The organism is Devosia sp. 67-54 (assembly GCF_001899075.1).
GTDB lineage: Bacteria > Pseudomonadota > Alphaproteobacteria > Rhizobiales > Devosiaceae > Devosia_A.
Genome location: NZ_MKVA01000006.1, coordinates 63543 through 80293 on the forward strand (window position 1 = coordinate 63543; position 16751 = coordinate 80293).

The 16751-nt window shown below is 67.0% G+C and carries 14 protein-coding genes; 1 reads left to right on the plus strand and 13 read right to left on the minus strand.

The window, feature by feature from the left end; all coding sequences use genetic code 11:
• Positions 1 to 3: 3 nt before the first annotated feature.
• From pcaF to BGO82_RS11690, 4 genes are all read right to left on the minus strand, one after another.
• Complete coding sequence (pcaF, locus tag BGO82_RS11675) at positions 4 to 1212, minus strand: 3-oxoadipyl-CoA thiolase (protein WP_291305772.1); 1209 nt, start codon at positions 1210 to 1212, stop codon at positions 4 to 6.
• A complete protein-coding gene (locus BGO82_RS11680) occupies positions 1205 to 1984 on the minus strand; it encodes a CoA-transferase subunit beta (RefSeq protein WP_291305773.1) in 780 nt (259 codons plus the stop codon). Before BGO82_RS11680 ends, pcaF begins: the two co-directional genes overlap by 8 nt.
• Positions 1981 to 2829, minus strand: a complete 849-nt coding sequence (locus BGO82_RS11685; protein ID WP_291305774.1) for a CoA-transferase — start codon at positions 2827 to 2829, stop codon at positions 1981 to 1983. Before BGO82_RS11685 ends, BGO82_RS11680 begins: the two co-directional genes overlap by 4 nt.
• 84 nt (positions 2830 to 2913) lie before the next feature.
• Complete coding sequence (locus BGO82_RS11690) at positions 2914 to 4122, minus strand: aminotransferase class V-fold PLP-dependent enzyme (protein WP_291305775.1); 1209 nt, start codon at positions 4120 to 4122, stop codon at positions 2914 to 2916.
• 151 nt (positions 4123 to 4273) lie between these two features.
• Here BGO82_RS11690 and BGO82_RS11695 point away from each other — a divergent pair, with 151 nt between their 5' ends.
• Complete coding sequence (locus tag BGO82_RS11695) at positions 4274 to 4756, plus strand: GNAT family N-acetyltransferase (protein WP_291305776.1); 483 nt, start codon at positions 4274 to 4276, stop codon at positions 4754 to 4756.
• Positions 4757 to 4768: 12 nt separating this feature from the next.
• Here BGO82_RS11695 and BGO82_RS11700 read toward each other — a convergent pair whose 3' ends face one another.
• From BGO82_RS11700 to BGO82_RS11740, 9 genes are all read right to left on the minus strand, one after another.
• A complete protein-coding gene (locus BGO82_RS11700; RefSeq protein WP_291305777.1) occupies positions 4769 to 6613 on the minus strand; it encodes a sugar-binding domain-containing protein in 1845 nt (614 codons plus the stop codon).
• A 163-nt stretch (positions 6614 to 6776) separates the two neighbouring features.
• Positions 6777 to 8291 carry an alpha-N-arabinofuranosidase gene (locus tag BGO82_RS11705; protein WP_291305778.1) on the minus strand — a complete coding sequence of 505 codons (1515 nt, stop codon included), beginning with the start codon at positions 8289 to 8291 and terminating at the stop codon, positions 6777 to 6779.
• Between the two features lie 227 nt (positions 8292 to 8518).
• On the minus strand, positions 8519 to 9448 hold the full coding sequence (locus tag BGO82_RS11710; protein ID WP_291305779.1) for a metalloregulator ArsR/SmtB family transcription factor: 930 nt from the start codon (positions 9446 to 9448) through the stop codon (positions 8519 to 8521).
• A 108-nt stretch (positions 9449 to 9556) separates the two neighbouring features.
• Entirely contained in the window at positions 9557 to 11464 is a 1908-nt protein-coding gene (locus BGO82_RS11715) for a beta-L-arabinofuranosidase domain-containing protein (protein WP_291305780.1), read from the minus strand.
• Between the two features lie 37 nt (positions 11465 to 11501).
• Positions 11502 to 12551 (minus strand): LacI family DNA-binding transcriptional regulator, encoded by a 1050-nt coding sequence (locus BGO82_RS11720; RefSeq protein ID WP_291305781.1) that lies wholly within the window; start codon positions 12549 to 12551, stop codon positions 11502 to 11504.
• The gene (locus BGO82_RS11725; protein ID WP_291305782.1) at positions 12552 to 13442 is read right to left on the minus strand and encodes a carbohydrate ABC transporter permease; all 891 of its coding nucleotides are present in this window, start codon (positions 13440 to 13442) and stop codon (positions 12552 to 12554) included.
• The gene (locus tag BGO82_RS11730) at positions 13439 to 14317 is read right to left on the minus strand and encodes a sugar ABC transporter permease (protein ID WP_291305783.1); all 879 of its coding nucleotides are present in this window, start codon (positions 14315 to 14317) and stop codon (positions 13439 to 13441) included. Before BGO82_RS11730 ends, BGO82_RS11725 begins: the two co-directional genes overlap by 4 nt.
• 115 nt (positions 14318 to 14432) lie before the next feature.
• Positions 14433 to 15683, minus strand: a complete 1251-nt coding sequence (locus BGO82_RS11735; RefSeq protein WP_291305784.1) for a sugar ABC transporter substrate-binding protein — start codon at positions 15681 to 15683, stop codon at positions 14433 to 14435.
• Between the two features lie 258 nt (positions 15684 to 15941).
• On the minus strand, positions 15942 to 16718 hold the full coding sequence (locus BGO82_RS11740; protein ID WP_291305785.1) for an exodeoxyribonuclease III: 777 nt from the start codon (positions 16716 to 16718) through the stop codon (positions 15942 to 15944).
• Positions 16719 to 16751: the final 33 nt, after the last annotated feature.

Here is a 16751-nt window from a genome sequence, read left to right on the forward strand (position 1 = left end):
CCGTCAGTTCGCCCGCTCCAGCGCGATGGCGATGCCCTGGCCGACGCCCACGCACATCGTCGCCAGCGCCCGCGACTTGCCGCCAAGCGCCAGCTCCAGCGCCGCCGTTCCGGCGATGCGGGCGCCCGACATGCCGAGCGGATGGCCGAGCGCGATGGCGCCGCCATTGGCGTTTACCTGCGGCGCATCGTCGGCGAAGCCCAGCTCGCGCAACACCGCCAGCGCCTGGCTGGCGAACGCTTCGTTGAGCTCGATCACCTCGAAATCCTGCGGCTGCAATCCGAGCCGGATGCACAGCTTGCGCGTCGCCGGCACCGGCCCCATCCCCATGATGCGCGGCGCCACGCCGGCGGCCGCGCCGCCCAGGATGCGCGCCATCGGCGTCAGCCCGTGCCGGCGTGCCGCGGCCTCCGAGGCGACGATCAGCGCCGCCGCGCCGTCATTGACGCCGGAGGCGTTGCCGGCGGTGACGGTACCGCCCTGGCGGAAGGGCGTGGGGAGTTTTGCGAGCGCTTCGAGCGAGGTGTCGGACCGTGGATGTTCGTCGCGATCTGTCACGACCGGATCGCCTTTGCGCCGTGGCAGTGTCACGGGCACGATCTCGCGCGCCAGCCGGCCATTTTGCTGCGCCATCGCCGCACGCTGCTGCGAGCGCAGCGCGAATGCATCCTGGTCGGCGCGGCTGACATCATACTCGGCGGCGACATTCTCTCCGGTCTCCGGCATCGAATCGACGCCGTATTGCTGCTGCAGCAGCGGATTGACGAAGCGCCAGCCGATGGTCGTGTCGTAGATCTCCGCATGGCGCGAGAACGCCGTTTCGGCCTTGGGCAGAACGAACGGCGCGCGGCTCATCGACTCCACCCCGCCGGCGACGAACAGGTCGCCTTCGCCCGCCTTGATGGCGCGCGCCGCGACCAGCACCGCGTCCATGCCCGAGCCGCACAGCCGGTTGATGGTGGTGCCCGAGACGCCGGCCGGCAGCCCGGCGAGCAGCAGGCTCATGCGCGCGACATTGCGGTTGTCCTCGCCCGCTTGGTTGGCGCAGCCGAGGATCACGTCGTCCACCGCCGCCCAATCGACGCCGGGGTTTTCGGCCATCAGCGCCTTGAGCGGCACCGCCGCGAGGTCGTCCGCCCGTACGCTCGACAGCGCGCCGCCGAAGCGTCCGATCGGCGTGCGCCGATAGGCGCAGATGAAGGCTTCAGCCACGGCGTCCTCCCTGATGCGCCGCCTCGGTGCGCGCCTGCAGGTCGCGCAGCGTTCCCAGCTCCAGCTCGGTGGGCGCCGGCGTCTCCTCGAGCTCGGCGGCAAAGCGCACCGGCCAGCCGCAATTGTCCTGCACCATCTCGCGCGTCACGCCGCGATGCAGCGAGGTCACGGTGAACTCTTTGCTCTCGGGGTCGGGGCGCCAGAGCGCGAGGTCGGTGATCAGCAGCGTCGGCCCCTTGGTGGTGATGCCGAGCCGCTGCCGATGGTCGCCGCCCTCGCCATGCCCGAAGCTGGTGAAGAAATCGATCTTGTCCACCATCGCCCGCTTCGCCTGCTTCAGCGTGATGAAGATCTCGCCGCACGAGGTCGCGATCTCCGGCGCGCCGCCGCCGCCGGGCAGGCGCACTTTCGGATGCGCGTAGTCGCCGATCACCGTGGTGTTGATGTTGCCGAAGCGGTCGAGCTGCGCCGCGCCGAGAAAGCCGATGGAGATGCGCCCGCCCATCAGCCAGTAGCGGAACATCTCCGGCACGCTCACCGTGCACAGCGCCGTCTCGCACAACTCGCCGTCGCCGATCGACAGCGGCAGCACCTCGGGAGCGGTGCCGATGGTGCCGGATTCGTAGATCAGCGTGATGCCGGGCGCATGCGTCAGCCGGGCCACGTTGCATGCCGCCGACGGCGCGCCGATGCCCACGAAGCACACGTCGTCGTTCCTCAGCGCCCGCGCCGCGGCGATGGTCATCATCTCGTTGGGCGTGAAGTCGCTCATCTCAGGCTCTCCACCCGCGCCGCGAACACCTCTGGTCCGACGTCCAGCACATTGCTCTGCATCCAGCTCGAAAACGCCTCGCGGTCGGCCGAAATCCGGTCCCAGTCGAGATAGGCGGCGTTGTCGCGCGCGTAATAGCCGTGCGTGTAGGACGGGTGCGCGCCGCCCGGCACCACGGCGATCGCGTCGATGGTCCAGTGCGGCAGGATGGTGAGGTTGGGGTGCAGGCCCTTGAAGCTCGGCACCACCTCTTCCACCGTCACCACCACGCGCCTGGCCGCCAGCGCCGCCTCCTTCTGCACCCCGATGATCCCCTCGATCAGCACGTCGCCCTTCTCGCTCGCCTTCTGCGCATGGATGAAGGTCACATCCGGCCGATGCGCCGGGATTGCCGCCAGCGCTTCGCCGGTGAACGGGCAGGTGATCGACTTGATCGCCGGATTGACCCTGGGCAGGTCGGCGCCCTTGTAGCCGCGGAACACCGCCAGCGGCAGCCCGCTGGCGCCGGCCTCATAGGCCTGCGCCATGGCCGAATGCGAATGTTCGATGGTCTCGATGGCGCGCGGATAGGCGTTCTCGATGGCGTCGCGCATCCGCCGCAACAGACCGACGCCGGGGTTGCCCGCGTACGAAAAGATCACCGTCCTGGCCAGCCCCATGCCGATCATCTGGTCGTAGATGATGTCGGGCGTCATGCGCAGCAGCGTCAACTCGCCGATGCCCTGCCGGATCGCCTCGTGCGCCGCCGCATGCGGGATCAGATGGGTGAACCCCTCGAAGGCGACGGTGTCGCCGGCCTTGAGGTGCCGCGCCACCGCATCGCTGAGGGCAAGAAACTCGGCCATGGAACCTCCCCGGTTTTTGCCATCAAACCATGAGGAAACCGGGCTGAATAATGACTTATTGCCCCCGATTCATAACCAGGCGCATCATTTGCTGCGCCCGCCGCCCGCTCCCGGATGCAATTGCAGGATCTCGCTCAGCGCCGCGATCAGCACATCCATCTGCGCCCGGTCGTTATAGCCCTGGCACGACAGCCGGACGATGTGGCGCCCCTGCCATTCGAACACCGGGATCTCGATGCCGTAGGCCCTCAGCAGCTCGTCGTGCACCGCCTGCGCGTCGCACGGCGGGATCGGCATGGCGATCATCTGCGGCGCGCAGAATTCCGGGCTCGCCAGCGCCGGCAGCCCCGTCAGCTCCGCGAGCCGCGCCGCCGTCTCGCGCGCCAGCCGCGTGCATTCGGCGCTCACCGCCCACCAATCATGCGCGCGCCGGAAGGCGAGGGCGGCGGGCACCGCCAGCCATGCCGACGGATCGCGCGTGCCCTGCATTTCGACCTCGTCGACGAAGGCCGAATTGCCGAACGGGCCGCGCACCCCCGGCTGCTTGTTGTCCGCCGTCCAGCCATGGCTGATCACCAGCGGATCGATCATCGCCTGCCACTCCGGCCGGCAATAGACGAAGGCCGAGCCCTTGGGCGACATCAGCCATTTGTGGCAATTGCCGGCATAGAAATCGGCGCCCAGCGCGTCGAGGTCGAGCCGGATGTGCCCGGGCGTATGCGCCCCGTCGATGACGCTGAAGACGCCGCGCCGGCGCGCCTCGGCCACCAGGCTCTCGATCGGGAACAGCAGCGCCGTCGGCGAGGTGATGTGGCTGAGGAACAGCACCCGCGTGCGTTCGCTGAACCCCGCGGCCACCGCCTCGTGGAACGCCTGCGCCGCGCTGAGCGGCAGCGCCACCGGCATCGCCACCACCCTGGCGCCGGTCTTGCGCGCCACATAGGCCCAGGTCTTTTCGAGCGCGTTGTATTCGTGGTCGGTGGTCAGGATCTCGTCGCCCGGCCCGAGCCGCAGCGACTGGATGACGACGTTGAGCCCAGTGGTCGCGTTCGCCACCTGCGCCAGGTTGTCGGCGGCAGTATTAAGCTCCAGCGCCAGCGCCTCGCGTGCCAGCTTGAGGTTGGCCTTGAGGCCGCGCCGCGCATCGAGGAACTCGACCGGCTGCCGTTCCAGCCTGAGCTGCCAGCGCTGGTAGTCCTCGAACACCGGGCGGGGACACGCCCCGAACGAGCCGTGGTTGAGGAACACCACATCGGGGTCCAGCAGGAAGTGCTGCGCGAGGTTGGACGACAAAAGAAGCGCCTTTCGGGGTCGGGCTGCCGCCGGACGGTGTGATAACCGGAAGCTCATGCCAATAGCACGGGCGCCGCTGGGCGGCGTGCGCGCGACGTGCATAATCCCTGATTTGTCCGCCCGCCGGCGGGCCTGCGGCGTTGGAGACAGCATGCTCGACATCCGGATCGCCACCGAGGCGGACTTTGCCGAGCTCCGGACCATGTGGCTGGAGTTCGAGGCCTATCTCAACGCCATCGACGATCCGTCCGAGATCGTGCCGTCGCGCTTCGAGGCGCTGCGCGCCCTGGCCTTCGGGCCCCGGCCGAAATGCAGCATCCGCGTCGCCGAAATGGACGGCGAGGCCGCCGGCTATCTCGTCTTCCACGTCGGCGTGCACATGGACGACCTCGCCCCTGCCGTCTTCGTCGCCGATCTGTTCGTGCGCGAGAAATACCACCGGCAGGGCGTCGGCACCGCCCTGATGCTGGATGTGCGGGCGCGGGCGCGCGCCGAGAACGCCACCAGGATGTTCTGGACCGTCTGGCGCAAGAATGCCGGCGCCCGCGCCTTCTACGACAGGCTGGGCGCCGTGCCCTTCAGCGACGAGATCCTGCTGGTCTGGGACGTGGCGGCTGGCGCCGCGCCCCGGTGAGCCATCGGCGCGCTACACCACCTGGCCGAAGCTGATGCGCAGCGCCTTCTGCCGCGCCACGTCGAGCGATTCGCTCGGCACCGCGTTGCTCGGCCGCATGATGATGTCGCGCAGGCGCTCGACCGGCAGCTTGGGCTGGCGGTTCTCGTCGTAGAGGCCGTTGGTCTCCTGCCGCGTGTCGGTGAGCTGCGTGTAGCAGAAGCCGGCAAGGTCGGTGCTCTCATAGATGCCGTCGAAGAGCTGCTTGATCATCTCCAGATATTCTTCGTCGCTCTGCGCCGTGGCGTAGCCGAACCAGGCTTCGCCGCTCTTGGGGTGCATGGAGAGCCCGCCGAACTCGGTCAGCATCACCGGCTGCCCGCGCCGGTCGTCCGGGCGGAGCAGCAGCCGGCGGCGCGTCGGCCGCATCTCGGTCAGCGTCGTCTCGATCGCCTCCCTGGTGCCGTAGCGCTCGTCGATATGCGCCTTGTACTGCGTGTAGTCGTGCAGGCCCCAGATGTCCGAGACGGTGTGCTCCCAGCCCTCGTTGGACACCACCGGCCGCGTCGGGTCGACCGCCTTGGTCAGGTAGTAGAGCGACGTTGCAAAATCCTGCTGGTCGCGGCGCAGCGCGATATCGGTCACGCCCCAGCTTTCGTTGATCGGCACCCAGGTGACGATGCACGGATGGCTGCGGTCGCGCTTCACCGCGCTCAGCCATTCGCGCGTCAGCCGGTCGACGGCCTGCGCGTTGAACTCGAAGGCATTGGCGATCTCGCCCCACACCATCAGCCCCAGATGGTCGGCCCAATAGAGAAAGCGCGGATCCTCGATCTTCTGGTGGATGCGCACGGCGTTGAAGCCCAGCGCCTTGATCAGCTCCACCTCGCGCTTCAGCGCCTCGGGGCTGGGCGCCGCCAGGTGCGATTTCGGCCAATATCCCTGTTCCAGCACCGAGCGCATGAAGGTCGGCTTGTCGTTGAGCAGGAACCGGCCATTGGCGATGCCGACGCTCCTCAGCCCGAAATAGCTGTCGACCGCATCCACCGGTTTGGCGTCGGCGCCCAGCAGCGTCACCGTCACATCGATCAGGTTGGGATTGTCCGGCGTCCAGTGGAGGTCGCCGCGATGCACGCCGTTCTGCGCCGCCGGGATCACCACGCGCGTGTCGACGAAATTGCCCGCCACCCGTACGCTCTGCTCGGCCAGCACCTCGCCCTTGCGGCCGAGCCGGATGTGCAGGAACCCGGCATAGGCCTGGTTCAGGCTCGCCTCGACGCGCACGCTGCCGTCGGCCAGCTCGGGCGTCAGCTGCAGCTCGGCGACATAGGTTTCGGGCACCGGCTCCAGCCACACCGTCTGCCAGATGCCCGACGTGCGGTTGTACCAGATGGCGTGCGGCTGTTCCTGCCAGTCCTGCTTGCCGCGCGGCTGCGTCACGTCGGTCGGCTGGTCCTCCGCCCGCACCACCACCACCTGCTCGCCCGAGGCGTCGAGACTGGCGGTGATGTCGGCCGAGAACGGCACGTGCCCGCCCTCGTGCTCGGCCACCAGCGAGCCGTTCACCCACACCTTGGCGCGGTAGTCCACGGCGCCGAAATGCAGCAGCAGCCGCTGTCCCGGCTCGGCCGTGGCCGGGAACGTCCGCCGGTACCACAGCACCGGGTGAAAGCCCGTATCGCCGATGCCCGACAGCTCCGATTCCGGCGGAAACGGCACCGTGATCTGCCGGTCGAAGCGGCCGGCATCGTCCTGCCAGCGCTCGCCGATGCCGCGATCGGCATCGTCATAGGCGAATGCCCAGGCGCCGTTGAGATCGGTCCATTGCGCCCGCGTAACCCGCGGCCGCGGATGCAGAACGCTGTCGGGAGTGGTCATCTTGTCCTCATGTCTCGCCGCGGCTCACGCCGTCGGCCTGTTGTCGCTGTCGCCGATCGCAGGATCGGGTGGCGCCGCAGCGGCACCATCCCGACCCCGCCATGGCCCGGCAGTCACAATGCCGGGGTCCCGCCGGGAGGGAGTGGCCCGGCGGGGGAAAGCTCTAGCTCAGTTGCACCCGGATCATCTGGTACGAATAGGGCGGCAGTTTTCCGCTCAGCGTGCCGCCGTCCGCCGTCATGCCGCTGCCCGCCCTGGGGACCACCGCGTTCTGGTCCCTGAGCGTGTTGGCGGCCTTGAGGTCGGCATGCGTCAGCACCTGATGGTCGATCACCCGCGCCGTGCCGAACCCCTTGAGGTCGACGCTGAGCTCCAGCGCCTCGCTCGCATGCCGGTTGACGGCAAACAAGCTGATGGTCTTGCCGTCCGTGTCGTGCACCGCCGAGATGTCGAGATAGGGCACGTTGTCGGCCACGTCCGCATCGTAGCCGGCGCATGCGACGCCGAGGTTCAGCGCCGTGCCGCGCCCGAAGATCGAGGCGAAGTAGTAGGGATAGTAGATCGTCTGCCGCCATGCCGGTCCGCCCGGCTCGGTCATGATCGGGGCGATGACGTTGACCAGCTGCGCGATGCAGGCGATGCGCACCACGTCCGAGCGGCGGATGAAGGTGTTGAGGATGCAGCCGACCTGCAGCACGTCCTCGAAATTGTAGGCGTCCTCCAGCAGCCGCGGCGCGTGCGGCCAGCCGCTGTTGCCGTCGAGCACGGCGCGGTCGGCGGCGTTGGAATGGTACCACACGTTCCATTCGTCGAACGAAATGCTGACCTGCTTCTTGCTCCGCTTCTTGGCCTTCACGAAGTCGATGGTCGAGGCGACGGTGCCGATATAGCGGTCGAGCTTTTCGTTCAGCGCCAGGTAGTTCGCCGTGTGGTTGCCGCGATTGGCGAAATACATGTGCAGCGAGATGTGGTCGACCGCCTCATAGGTGTGCTCCAGCACCACCCGCTCCCATTCGGGATAGGTCGGCATGTCCGAATTGGACGAGCCGCACACCACCAGCTCCAGCGATTTGTCGAAGGCGCGCAGCGCCTTGGCGGTTTCGTTGGCGAGCCGGCCGTATTCGTCGGCGGTCTTGTGGCCGACCTGCCAGGGCCCGTCCATCTCGTTGCCGAGGCACCACAGCTTGACGTCGAACGGCTCGGCGCGGCCGTGCTTCTTGCGCAGATCGCCCCAATACGAGCCCACCGGTCCGTTCACGTATTCGACGAACTTGCGCGCCTCGTCGAGCCCGCGCGAGCCGAGGTTGATGGCCAGCATCATCTTGGTGCCGACCGTGTCGCACCATTTGGCGAATTCGTGCACGCCGACGGCGTTCGAGTCCGACGTATGCCAAGCGAGGTCGAGCCGCGTCGGGCGCTGCTCCACCGGACCGACGCCGTCCTCCCAATTGTAGGCCGAAACGAAATTGCCGCCCGGGTAGCGGACATACGGAATCTTGAGGTCGCGCACCAATTGCGCCACGTCGCCGCGCATGCCGTCCGCGTCGGCGGTTGTGTGCCCGGGCTCGTGGATGCCCGTATAGATGGCGCGCCCCAGATGCTCGAGAAAGGCGCTGTAAAGCCTGTCGTCGATCCGGGACACAACGAAATCCCGGTGCGCCGTGACCGTGGCACGCATTGTCGTCAGCCTCCCTGCTAAACCCGATTGTCTGATTTATATCGGATTGCTCGGCACATTCAAAATGCCCCGCCGCCTGTCGTCAAGTCGGATTCGACGGTGCTGTCTCAGCGGGAATTCCGGCGCACGCCATCCATATCAGGCAGATCGAAGCACTTCGCGACCGTATCGGCTTAGCTGATCCGAAATTGCGGTGTTAATCCGAAAGGCTGATCTGCACGCCGTCCTCACCGCGCGGTGTGGATCCTCAGCACGATGTCCTGGTCGTAATTGCCGAAGCCGCGGCCGAAGATGTTGACGCCGCCCGGATGCTTGGCGTTGTCCTTCACCCCGATGCGCAGCCGGATCGAGTGGTGGTTGGGCACGTCCAGGTCCTTGAGCGAGACCGGCGAGATCTTCACGCCGTCGACGAAGGTGCCGTCCCTGGCCACCCGCCAGGTCTTGAGCTTGCCGTACTGGCTGCCGCGCAGCGTCCACCAGTCGGGCGTATAGACGCCGCGCTGGTCGCCGAAATCGCCGGGGCTGGTCCAGGTGCCCACGTCCTTCTGGTTCACCGTCACCGTGATGTCCGACGGCCAGTCGCTGGCGGTGCCCGGCACCTCCGACGAAATCTCGAACGAGAACTCCAGCGCCTCGACCTCGGTCTTGCTCAGCCGCGCATTGTTGGGGAACTGGTACTCGACGAAGCCGCGCGTGAACCACATCAGCCCGGCCCGCATGCGGCTCGGATCGAGGAAGGTGTCGGGCACGTCGAGCAGCCCGATGATGCCTTCGGCGGAGCACAGGCCGCAGGGCGCGCTGATCTCGCAGCTCGTATAGAGCCCCACCGGCATCGCCACCTCGATCACATCCGGCCGGGTGGCGGCGACGTCTTCTTTGAACATCACCAGCACCTCGTCATAGATGGCGCGGCAGATCTTCTGGTTGCCCTTGCGCGCCTTCTGCGTCTCGGTCCTGATCAGCCTCGCCTGCTCGAGGATCTGCAGGTTCGAGCTGACCGTCGATTGCGGCAGCTCGAGCCGGCTGGCGATGTCGTTGACGTTGAGGCCGCCGCTGACATGCAGCGCCCGCAGGATCCTCACCCGCACCGGCGACGCCAGCCCGTGCAGCACGTCCGGCCGTTCCTCCGGATCGACCAACAGGAAATTCCGGCTCATTCCCGCCCCGGCATACTCATTCCGAAGACGTGATGTATATCGGCGCTTCGGCTGCAATGATAGCCGCGCCGTTGAATTTTATGCGTTTTTCCGCCTGCTCCGCGGCGCTCAGGCCTCCGGGATCCACACCACCATCGAGCCCTTGTTGCGGTTCGCCCACAGATAATAGGGCAGGGCGGTGAGCGTCGTCGCGTGCTCGCGCGACGGCGCGGTGCGATAGAGCTCGTGCCAGTCCGCGGTGTCGATGGCGGTGGCCTTCGCCGACAGCGTCACCGCGCCGCCGAACAGGTCGGCCCGCGTGCTCGCCAGCAGCTCCGAGGCGCGCGGCAGCTTCAGCCGCTGCACGCTGCCGCCGGGATTGTCGATCTCCTCGAGGCAATAGACCAGCGGCCCGCGCTTCAACGCCACGCGTCCCGCATCCATGATCACGCCCGGATGCGCATAGAGCCGCTCCGGCGGCATCGGCAGCTCCAGCGTCACGACGTCGCCCCGGCGCCACGTCCGGCGCACGGTGACATAGCCGGCGGTCGGCACATCCGTCACCGCCTCGCCGTTGACCTTGAGCGTGTGCGACCGGGCCCAGCCCGGCACCCGCAATTTCACGTCGAACGCCGCCGGCGTTTCGGGATCGATGCCGATTTCGATCTCCCCCGACCACGGATAATTGGAGCGTTCGCGCAACGTCACCGTCGTTCCGGCGATCTCCTGCGTCGACGAAATGCCGCCATAGATGTGAAACGCCACTCCATCAGACGCGGTGGAGATGAAATAGCCGCCCACCGACGCCACCAGCCGGCTGACGTTCATCGTGCAGCACGGACAGGTGTGCCACTCCCAGCGCTCCGCCGACCCGTCGCTCTCCAGCGGATTGGCGTAGAAATAGTGCGTGCCGTCCCGGCTCAGTCCCGACAGCGCGCCGTTGTAGAGCGCGAGCTCGAGGATGTCGGCATATTTGCCGTCGAGGTCGAGATGCAGCATGCGCTGCGCCCAGAAGATCAGCGCCACCGAGGCGCAGGTCTCGGCATAGGCGGTCTGGTTCGGCAGGTCGAAATCGTGGGTGAAGCCCTCATTGTGCGCCGACGGGCCGAGCCCCGCCGTCACGTACATCTTGGTCTCCATCACGTCGTCCCACAGCACCTCGCAGGCCCGTTTGAGCTCGGCATCCCCGAGCTCGGCGGCGAGGTCGGCCATTGCCGTGTAGAGGTACATGGCGCGCACCGCGTGCCCCACCACCTTGCGCTGCGCCCGCACCGGTTCGTGCGACTGGCTGTATTCGTAATTGGGATAGCTGTAGCGCTGCTCGAACAGCCCGCGCCGCGCCCGCTCCTCGCGCTCGACGTCGTAGTAATGCGGCGGCTGCCGCCCGCGCTCGTTGACGAAATACACCGCGAGGTCGAGGTGCTTCTTCTGCTTGGTCAGATGATAGAGCTTGACCAGCGCCAGCTCGATCTCGGGGTGCCCGCAATAGCCGCGCTTCTGCCCCGGCCCGGTGCCGAAGGTCTGCCGGATGTGCTCGACATAGCGCTCCATGATGTCGAGCCAGCGCCGCCGCCCGGTGGTCTCGTAATAGGCGATGGCGCCTTCCAGCATGTGCCCGGCATTGTAGAGCTCGTGGTTGTCGCGCAGATTGGTCCAGCGGTTCTCCGGCTCGCGGTCGAGGTACCAGCAATTGAGGTAGCCGTCCGGCTCCTGTGCCCGCTCGAAATCGTCGACGATCGCCTCGATCTTGGCCTCGATGTCGGCGTCGCGCCGGTGCGACAGTGCATAGCTCGCCGCCTCGATCCATTTGCCCACGTCGGAATCCCAGAACACCTGCACCGAAAAGCCGTTGCTGTGCCGCGGAAAGCGCAGCGGTGGCGGCGGCTGCGGCAGCTTCAGCGAGTCGAGCAGCCCGTACTCCTCCAGCTTCCGGTGCTGGCTCGGAATCGTCGTCCGCAACACCGTCTCCAGCCGCTCCTTCCAGAACTCGCCCTCGAGGCGGACGTCGACGAAACGCACGGGATGGTACTGGCTCATTGAAACTCCGTTCTGCGCCGGTGGCCGGCGCCGATAGCTAGCTTTGCGACGAGGCGCGGATCACCAGGCTGCAGGGCAGGCGGCGCACGCCGCTGAGGTGCTCGCCGGCGATCAGCCGCAGCAGCGCCGCGCCCGCCTCGTGCCCCAGCGCCGTCAGGTTCATGTCGACGCTACTGAGCTGCGGCCGCGCCGACAGCGTCATCACGTCCCAATTGTCGAAGCCGACGATCGCCACCTGGCCCGGAATGGCGATGCCGCGCTCGCGCAGCGCCTCGCTGGCGCCGCGCGCCAATTGGTCGTTGTCGCAGAACAGCGCATCGGGGAGCGGCGAGGCGCCGTCGAACAGCCGCGCCACCGCATCGCGTCCCCACGCCTCCGACCACGGGCCGTTGACATAGAGCGCCGGGTCGTAGGCGAGGCCCGCCGAACTGAGGCTCGCCAGATAACCTGCCTGCCGGAGCCGCACCGCCTCGAACCGCTCCGGTCCTGCCACATGCGCGATGCGCCGCCGCCCGCCCGCCACCAGATGGTCGATGGCGAGCCTGGCGCCGCCTTCGTCGTCGGGGATCAGGCAATAGGCGCCGGGGTCGTCCGCCTGCGAATACACATAGACGATCGGCAGGCCCGCCGGCACCGGCCCGATCGGCGGCCGCTTGTCGGCGCGGCGCGCGGTCACCACCAGCCCGTCGATGCGCTTGCGCATCAACTGGTCGAGATGCTGCCGCTCGCGCGCCGGATCGTCGGTGGCGTTGCACATGAACACCGCGATCCCCTGGTCGGCCAGCGTCTGTTCCAGCGCCTCGACGATGGGGAAGCTGAACCGGCCGAAGCTGTCATTGGTGATCAGCCCCACCGTCATCGAACGCGCCCGGTGCAGGCTCTGCGCCAGATCGTTCGGCCGGTAGCCGATCGCATGCGCCACCCCCAGCACCTTGTCGCGCGTCTCCTGCCGCAGGTGCCCGGTGCGGTTGAGCGCCTTGCTGGCGGTGCCGATCGACACCTCGGCGGCGCGCGCGACATCGTGGATGGTCGGCCCGCTGCGGCCCGCCCGTCCACTGCCCGAAGGTTTGCCCGAACGCGTCGTCATCTACTTCACGGCGCCGCTCAGCAGGCCCGACACGTAGTATTTCTGCAGGAACACGTAGATCAGCACGCACGGGATGATCGATACGATGATGCCCGCCTGCAGCGAGCCCCAATCGACCGCGCCCAGATGTCCGGTGCGCACGCTCACCAGCATCACCGGCACGGTGAACAGCGTCTCCTTGTTCATCACGATCAGCGCCGCGAGGAACTCGTTCCACGAGGTGATGAAGGCGAAGAGCGCGATCGTCACCACGCCCGGCAGCACCAGCGGCAGCGCCACCCGGGTGAACAGCTGGAACGAATTGCCGCCGTCCACCACCGCCGCTTCCTCGAGCTCTTTCGGCACGCCCTCGAAGCTGTTGCGCATCAGGTAGATGCTGAACGGGATCTGCAGGATGGCGTGGATGATGGCGAGCCCGATATGGGTGTTGGCCAGCCCGATCTTGGCGAACATCATGTAGATCGGGATCAGCAGCGACTGGTACGGGATCATCAGCGGCAGCAGCAGCACCAGGAACAGCACTTCCTTGCCGCGGAAGCGGAAGCGCGCCAGGCCGTAGCCGGCCGGCACCGCCAGCGCCACCACCAGCACGATCGCCAGCGCCGCCACCAGCAGCGAATTGCCGACATAGGTCCACAGCCCCGCCTGGTAGTCGAGGATGTTGCGGTAGTTCTCGAGGCTGAACGAATGCGGCAGGTAGGTCGGCGGCGTCGCCGAGGCGTCGGCCTTGCTCTTGATCGAGGCGAAGAAGCTCAGCACCACCGGCGCCAGCATCAGCGCACTGATGAACACCGCGATCGCCGCCAGCAGATAGCGCACCCCGGCATTGCTGCCGACCACGCGCTCTTCGCGCGCCGCGGCCACGCGCGTCGACAGGGCGGCATCGGTCATTGCGGCGCGCTCCGCGAGGTGAGGAAGATCTGGATGGCCGCCGCGATGGTGATGATCGCGGTGAGCACGATGGCGAGCGCCGAGCCGTAGCCGAGCTGGAACTTGATGAAGGCGCTCTGGTAGATCCAGTACACCGAGGTGAAGGTCAGCCCGCGCGGCCCGCCGCCGGTCATGATGTAGAGCTGCTCGAACGCCAGCATCGAGCCGATGGCCGAGATCAGCGTCACCAGCAGCACCGTGCGCAGCGTCAGCGGCGCATAGATCATGCTCACCCGCTGCCAGTAGCCGGCGCCGTCGATCTGCGAGGCTTCCACCACCTCGCGGCTGATCGACTGGATGGCGGCGACGAACAGGATCATGCCGAAGCCGACCACCTTCCAGGTCACCGAGATGATCACCGCCCACAGCGCCCAGTCGGCATTGGTGAACCACACGATCATCGAATTGGCGATGTGCAGGTCGACCAGCGCCTTGTCGAACAGCCCCACCTGCTGGTCGAACAGCCAGAACCACAGCAGCGACGAGGTGCCGAGCCCGATCACCACCGGCATGAAGATCACCCCGCGCGCGAACTGCAGCACCCTGTCGTTCTGCGCCGTCAGCAATGCCAGCGCGTAGCCCAGCCCCATCAGGACCGGGGTGATGATGACGGTGTATTTGAGGGTGAACCACAGCGCCTTCCAGAACTGCGGGTCGCCGGTGAAGATACGCACGTAATTGGCCGCGCCCACCCATTTGCCGCCGCCCAGCAGCGACGCGTCGGTGAACGAGGTGTAGATCAGCTGGCCGAACGGATAGAGCACGAACACCGCCACGAACAGCAGCGCCGGCGCCATATAGGCGAGGCCGAGCAGATTTCGCCGACCCAGGTTCATGGCGCCCCCCGCAAAGCCGCTGTTGCCAATGATGTGACCGTAGAATGCGTCATCGTCTGAAGCCAGTGGCCGGCCGCGCGACATGGGCGCAGCCGGCATCGCCCGGGAGGAGCGGTTACTGCGCGGCGATCGCCTTCATCGCGTCCTGCGCCGTCTTGATGGCGCCGTCGACGTCGCCATCGAAGATCGCCGTCTGCAGCATCTGGATCCACGGGCTCGAATCCGAGTTGACCATGTCGTTGAAGTGCAGCGCGTAGGGGGTGAAGCCCTTGCCCAGCGCCTGCGCCGTGGTCACCACGCGCGGTTCGTCCTTGAAGTATTTGTTGTCGGCCAGCGCCGGGCGCGACGGGATGATGCTGTTCTTGGCGAGGCCTTCGAGCTGCGCCTCGTCGGTCAGCTCCCAATGGATGAACTGCAGCGCCAGATCTGCGTGCTTGGACGCCGCCGGAATGGCGATCACGTCGCCGCCGACGAAGGCCGAGGCTTCGCCCGCCTTGGTGCCGGGAATGAAGCCGATGCCGAAATTCATGTCCGGCTTGTCGTGCTTGAGTGCCGAGATGGCAAAGCCGCCGGTGCCCTGGATGCCGATCTTGCCGGTCTCGAAGGTGGCGAAGAAATTCGCGCCGGTGTCGGCCTGGGCGCTGTCGGGGATCAGCTTTTCGTCCCACATCGCCTTCATCTCGGTCAGCACGTCCTTGACGCCGTCGCCGGTCAGCGCGTCGTCGCCGGCCTTGGTCGGCAGCAGCTTGGAGCCGGCCGCCACCATCATCGGCGAGGTCACGAAGATGTTGCAGCCCGGGCAGGAGCCCGAGAAATAGTAGCCGTAGGTGTCGTTGCCGAGCGCCGTGATCTTCTTGGCGTCCTCGTGAATCTCCTGCAGCGTCGCCGGCGCCTTGTCCGGATCGAGTCCGGCGGCCTTGAACAGATCCTTGTTCCACAGCAGCACCGACACGTCGGGGGTGAAGCCGGCGCCGTAGATCTTGCCGTCATAGGTCGCGATGTCCTTGTAGGCCTGCGCGACGCCGGCGTAGTTCGGGTCCTTCTTCATCTCGTCCGTGATGTCCTTGAGGAATCCGGCCTTCATGAAGTCGGGCATGTAGATGAGGTCGAACGACACCATGTCGGGCACGTCGCCGGCCTGGCTGCCGGTGGCCAGCTTGGTGACCATCTGGTTGTCGGGGATCACCGTCGCCACCACCTTGTCGTCGTGGCTCGCGTTCCACAGATCGATCATGAATTGCGCGGCGGTGGCGCCCGAGGCGCGCACCCACATCTGGATGTCGGTGGCCGAGGCAGCGCCGGGCATGGCCACGGCCGAAGCCGTCAGCGCGAGCGCCAGCAGGCTCGAATGAACCGGTAGTCTCATGGATATCCTCCCTGTGTCCCGGCGCCGCCGGACCCCGAGCGGGGCTTCCTCCCAGCACGCCAAGAAAAGCTTTTCCGTCCGTCGAAAAAGCTTTTCCGTCTCTGAGCGTCGGACCGTCGACGAGGGCGGCCAGCGGTTTCGGAAAAGCTTTTCTCGATACGATTTGCACGGGCCGGCGCCGTTGGCAAGACCCCATTAGTACGATTATTCCCGCGGACAGGCGGTACCGCCCCGGCGATGCCGCGCCACCGGCGTCCGCTACGTCTTCACCTCGATCCACACCGGCGCGTGGTCGCTGGCGCCCTCTTCGCCGCGCACAGTGCGGTCGATGCCGGCGGCCGTCAGCGCCTTGCCGAGCTTCCGGCTCAGCAGCATGTGGTCGAGCCGCAGCCCCGCATTGCGCGGCCAGCGGTTGCGCATGTAGTCCCAGAACGTATAGAGCGCCATTTCGTCCGGAAACGCCTTGCGCAGCGCGTCGGTCCAGCCCTGTTCGAGCAGCCGCGCGAACTGCGCCCGCGGCTCCGGCTGCACCAGCGCATTGTCGCGATACGAGGTGGTTATGTAGATGTCGCGCGCCTCCGGAACGATGTTATAGTCGCCGGCGATCACCACCGGCAGCTTGCTGTCCCACAGCTCTTGCGCATGTGCGATCAGCCGCTCGGTCCAGCTGAGCTTGTAGGCGAATTTTGGCCCCGGCTGCGGGTTGCCGTTGGGCGCGTAGAGGCAGGCGATCACCACCCCGTTCACCGCCGCCTCGATATAGCGTGCCTGCGTGTCGCTGTCGTCGCCGGGGAGGGCTGTCGCCGTCACCACCGGCTCGGCGCCGCGCGCCAGGATGGCGACGCCGTTCCACGTCGATTGCCCCACCCACGCCGCGCCATACCCCGCCTCGGCCAGCGCCGATGCCGGAAACTGCCGGTCGGTGCATTTGAGCTCCTGCAGGCACACCACATCCGGCCGCGCCGCCGCGAGCCAGCGCCGCAGGATGTCGAGCCGCTTGTTGACGTTGTTGATGTTGAAGCTCGCGATCTTCATCCGCGATCCCGCAGTCGGCGAGCCTCTGCCACG

Excerpts from the sequence above, each read along its gene's own strand:
- BGO82_RS11680 (WP_291305773.1), bottom strand. The coding sequence starts at position 1,984 with ATGAGCGACTTCACGCCCAACGAGATGATGACCATCGCCGCGGCGCGG.
- BGO82_RS11685 (WP_291305774.1), bottom strand. The coding sequence starts at position 2,829 with ATGGCCGAGTTTCTTGCCCTCAGCGATGCGGTGGCGCGGCACCTCAAG.
- BGO82_RS11695 (WP_291305776.1), top strand. The coding sequence starts at position 4,274 with ATGCTCGACATCCGGATCGCCACCGAGGCGGACTTTGCCGAGCTCCGG.
- BGO82_RS11700 (WP_291305777.1), bottom strand. The coding sequence starts at position 6,613 with ATGACCACTCCCGACAGCGTTCTGCATCCGCGGCCGCGGGTTACGCGG.
- BGO82_RS11705 (WP_291305778.1), bottom strand. The coding sequence starts at position 8,291 with ATGCGTGCCACGGTCACGGCGCACCGGGATTTCGTTGTGTCCCGGATC.
- BGO82_RS11710 (WP_291305779.1), bottom strand. The coding sequence starts at position 9,448 with ATGAGCCGGAATTTCCTGTTGGTCGATCCGGAGGAACGGCCGGACGTG.
- BGO82_RS11715 (WP_291305780.1), bottom strand. The coding sequence starts at position 11,464 with ATGAGCCAGTACCATCCCGTGCGTTTCGTCGACGTCCGCCTCGAGGGC.
- BGO82_RS11720 (WP_291305781.1), bottom strand. The coding sequence starts at position 12,551 with ATGACGACGCGTTCGGGCAAACCTTCGGGCAGTGGACGGGCGGGCCGC.
- BGO82_RS11725 (WP_291305782.1), bottom strand. The coding sequence starts at position 13,442 with ATGACCGATGCCGCCCTGTCGACGCGCGTGGCCGCGGCGCGCGAAGAG.
- BGO82_RS11730 (WP_291305783.1), bottom strand. The coding sequence starts at position 14,317 with ATGAACCTGGGTCGGCGAAATCTGCTCGGCCTCGCCTATATGGCGCCG.
- BGO82_RS11735 (WP_291305784.1), bottom strand. The coding sequence starts at position 15,683 with ATGAGACTACCGGTTCATTCGAGCCTGCTGGCGCTCGCGCTGACGGCT.
- BGO82_RS11740 (WP_291305785.1), bottom strand. The coding sequence starts at position 16,718 with ATGAAGATCGCGAGCTTCAACATCAACAACGTCAACAAGCGGCTCGAC.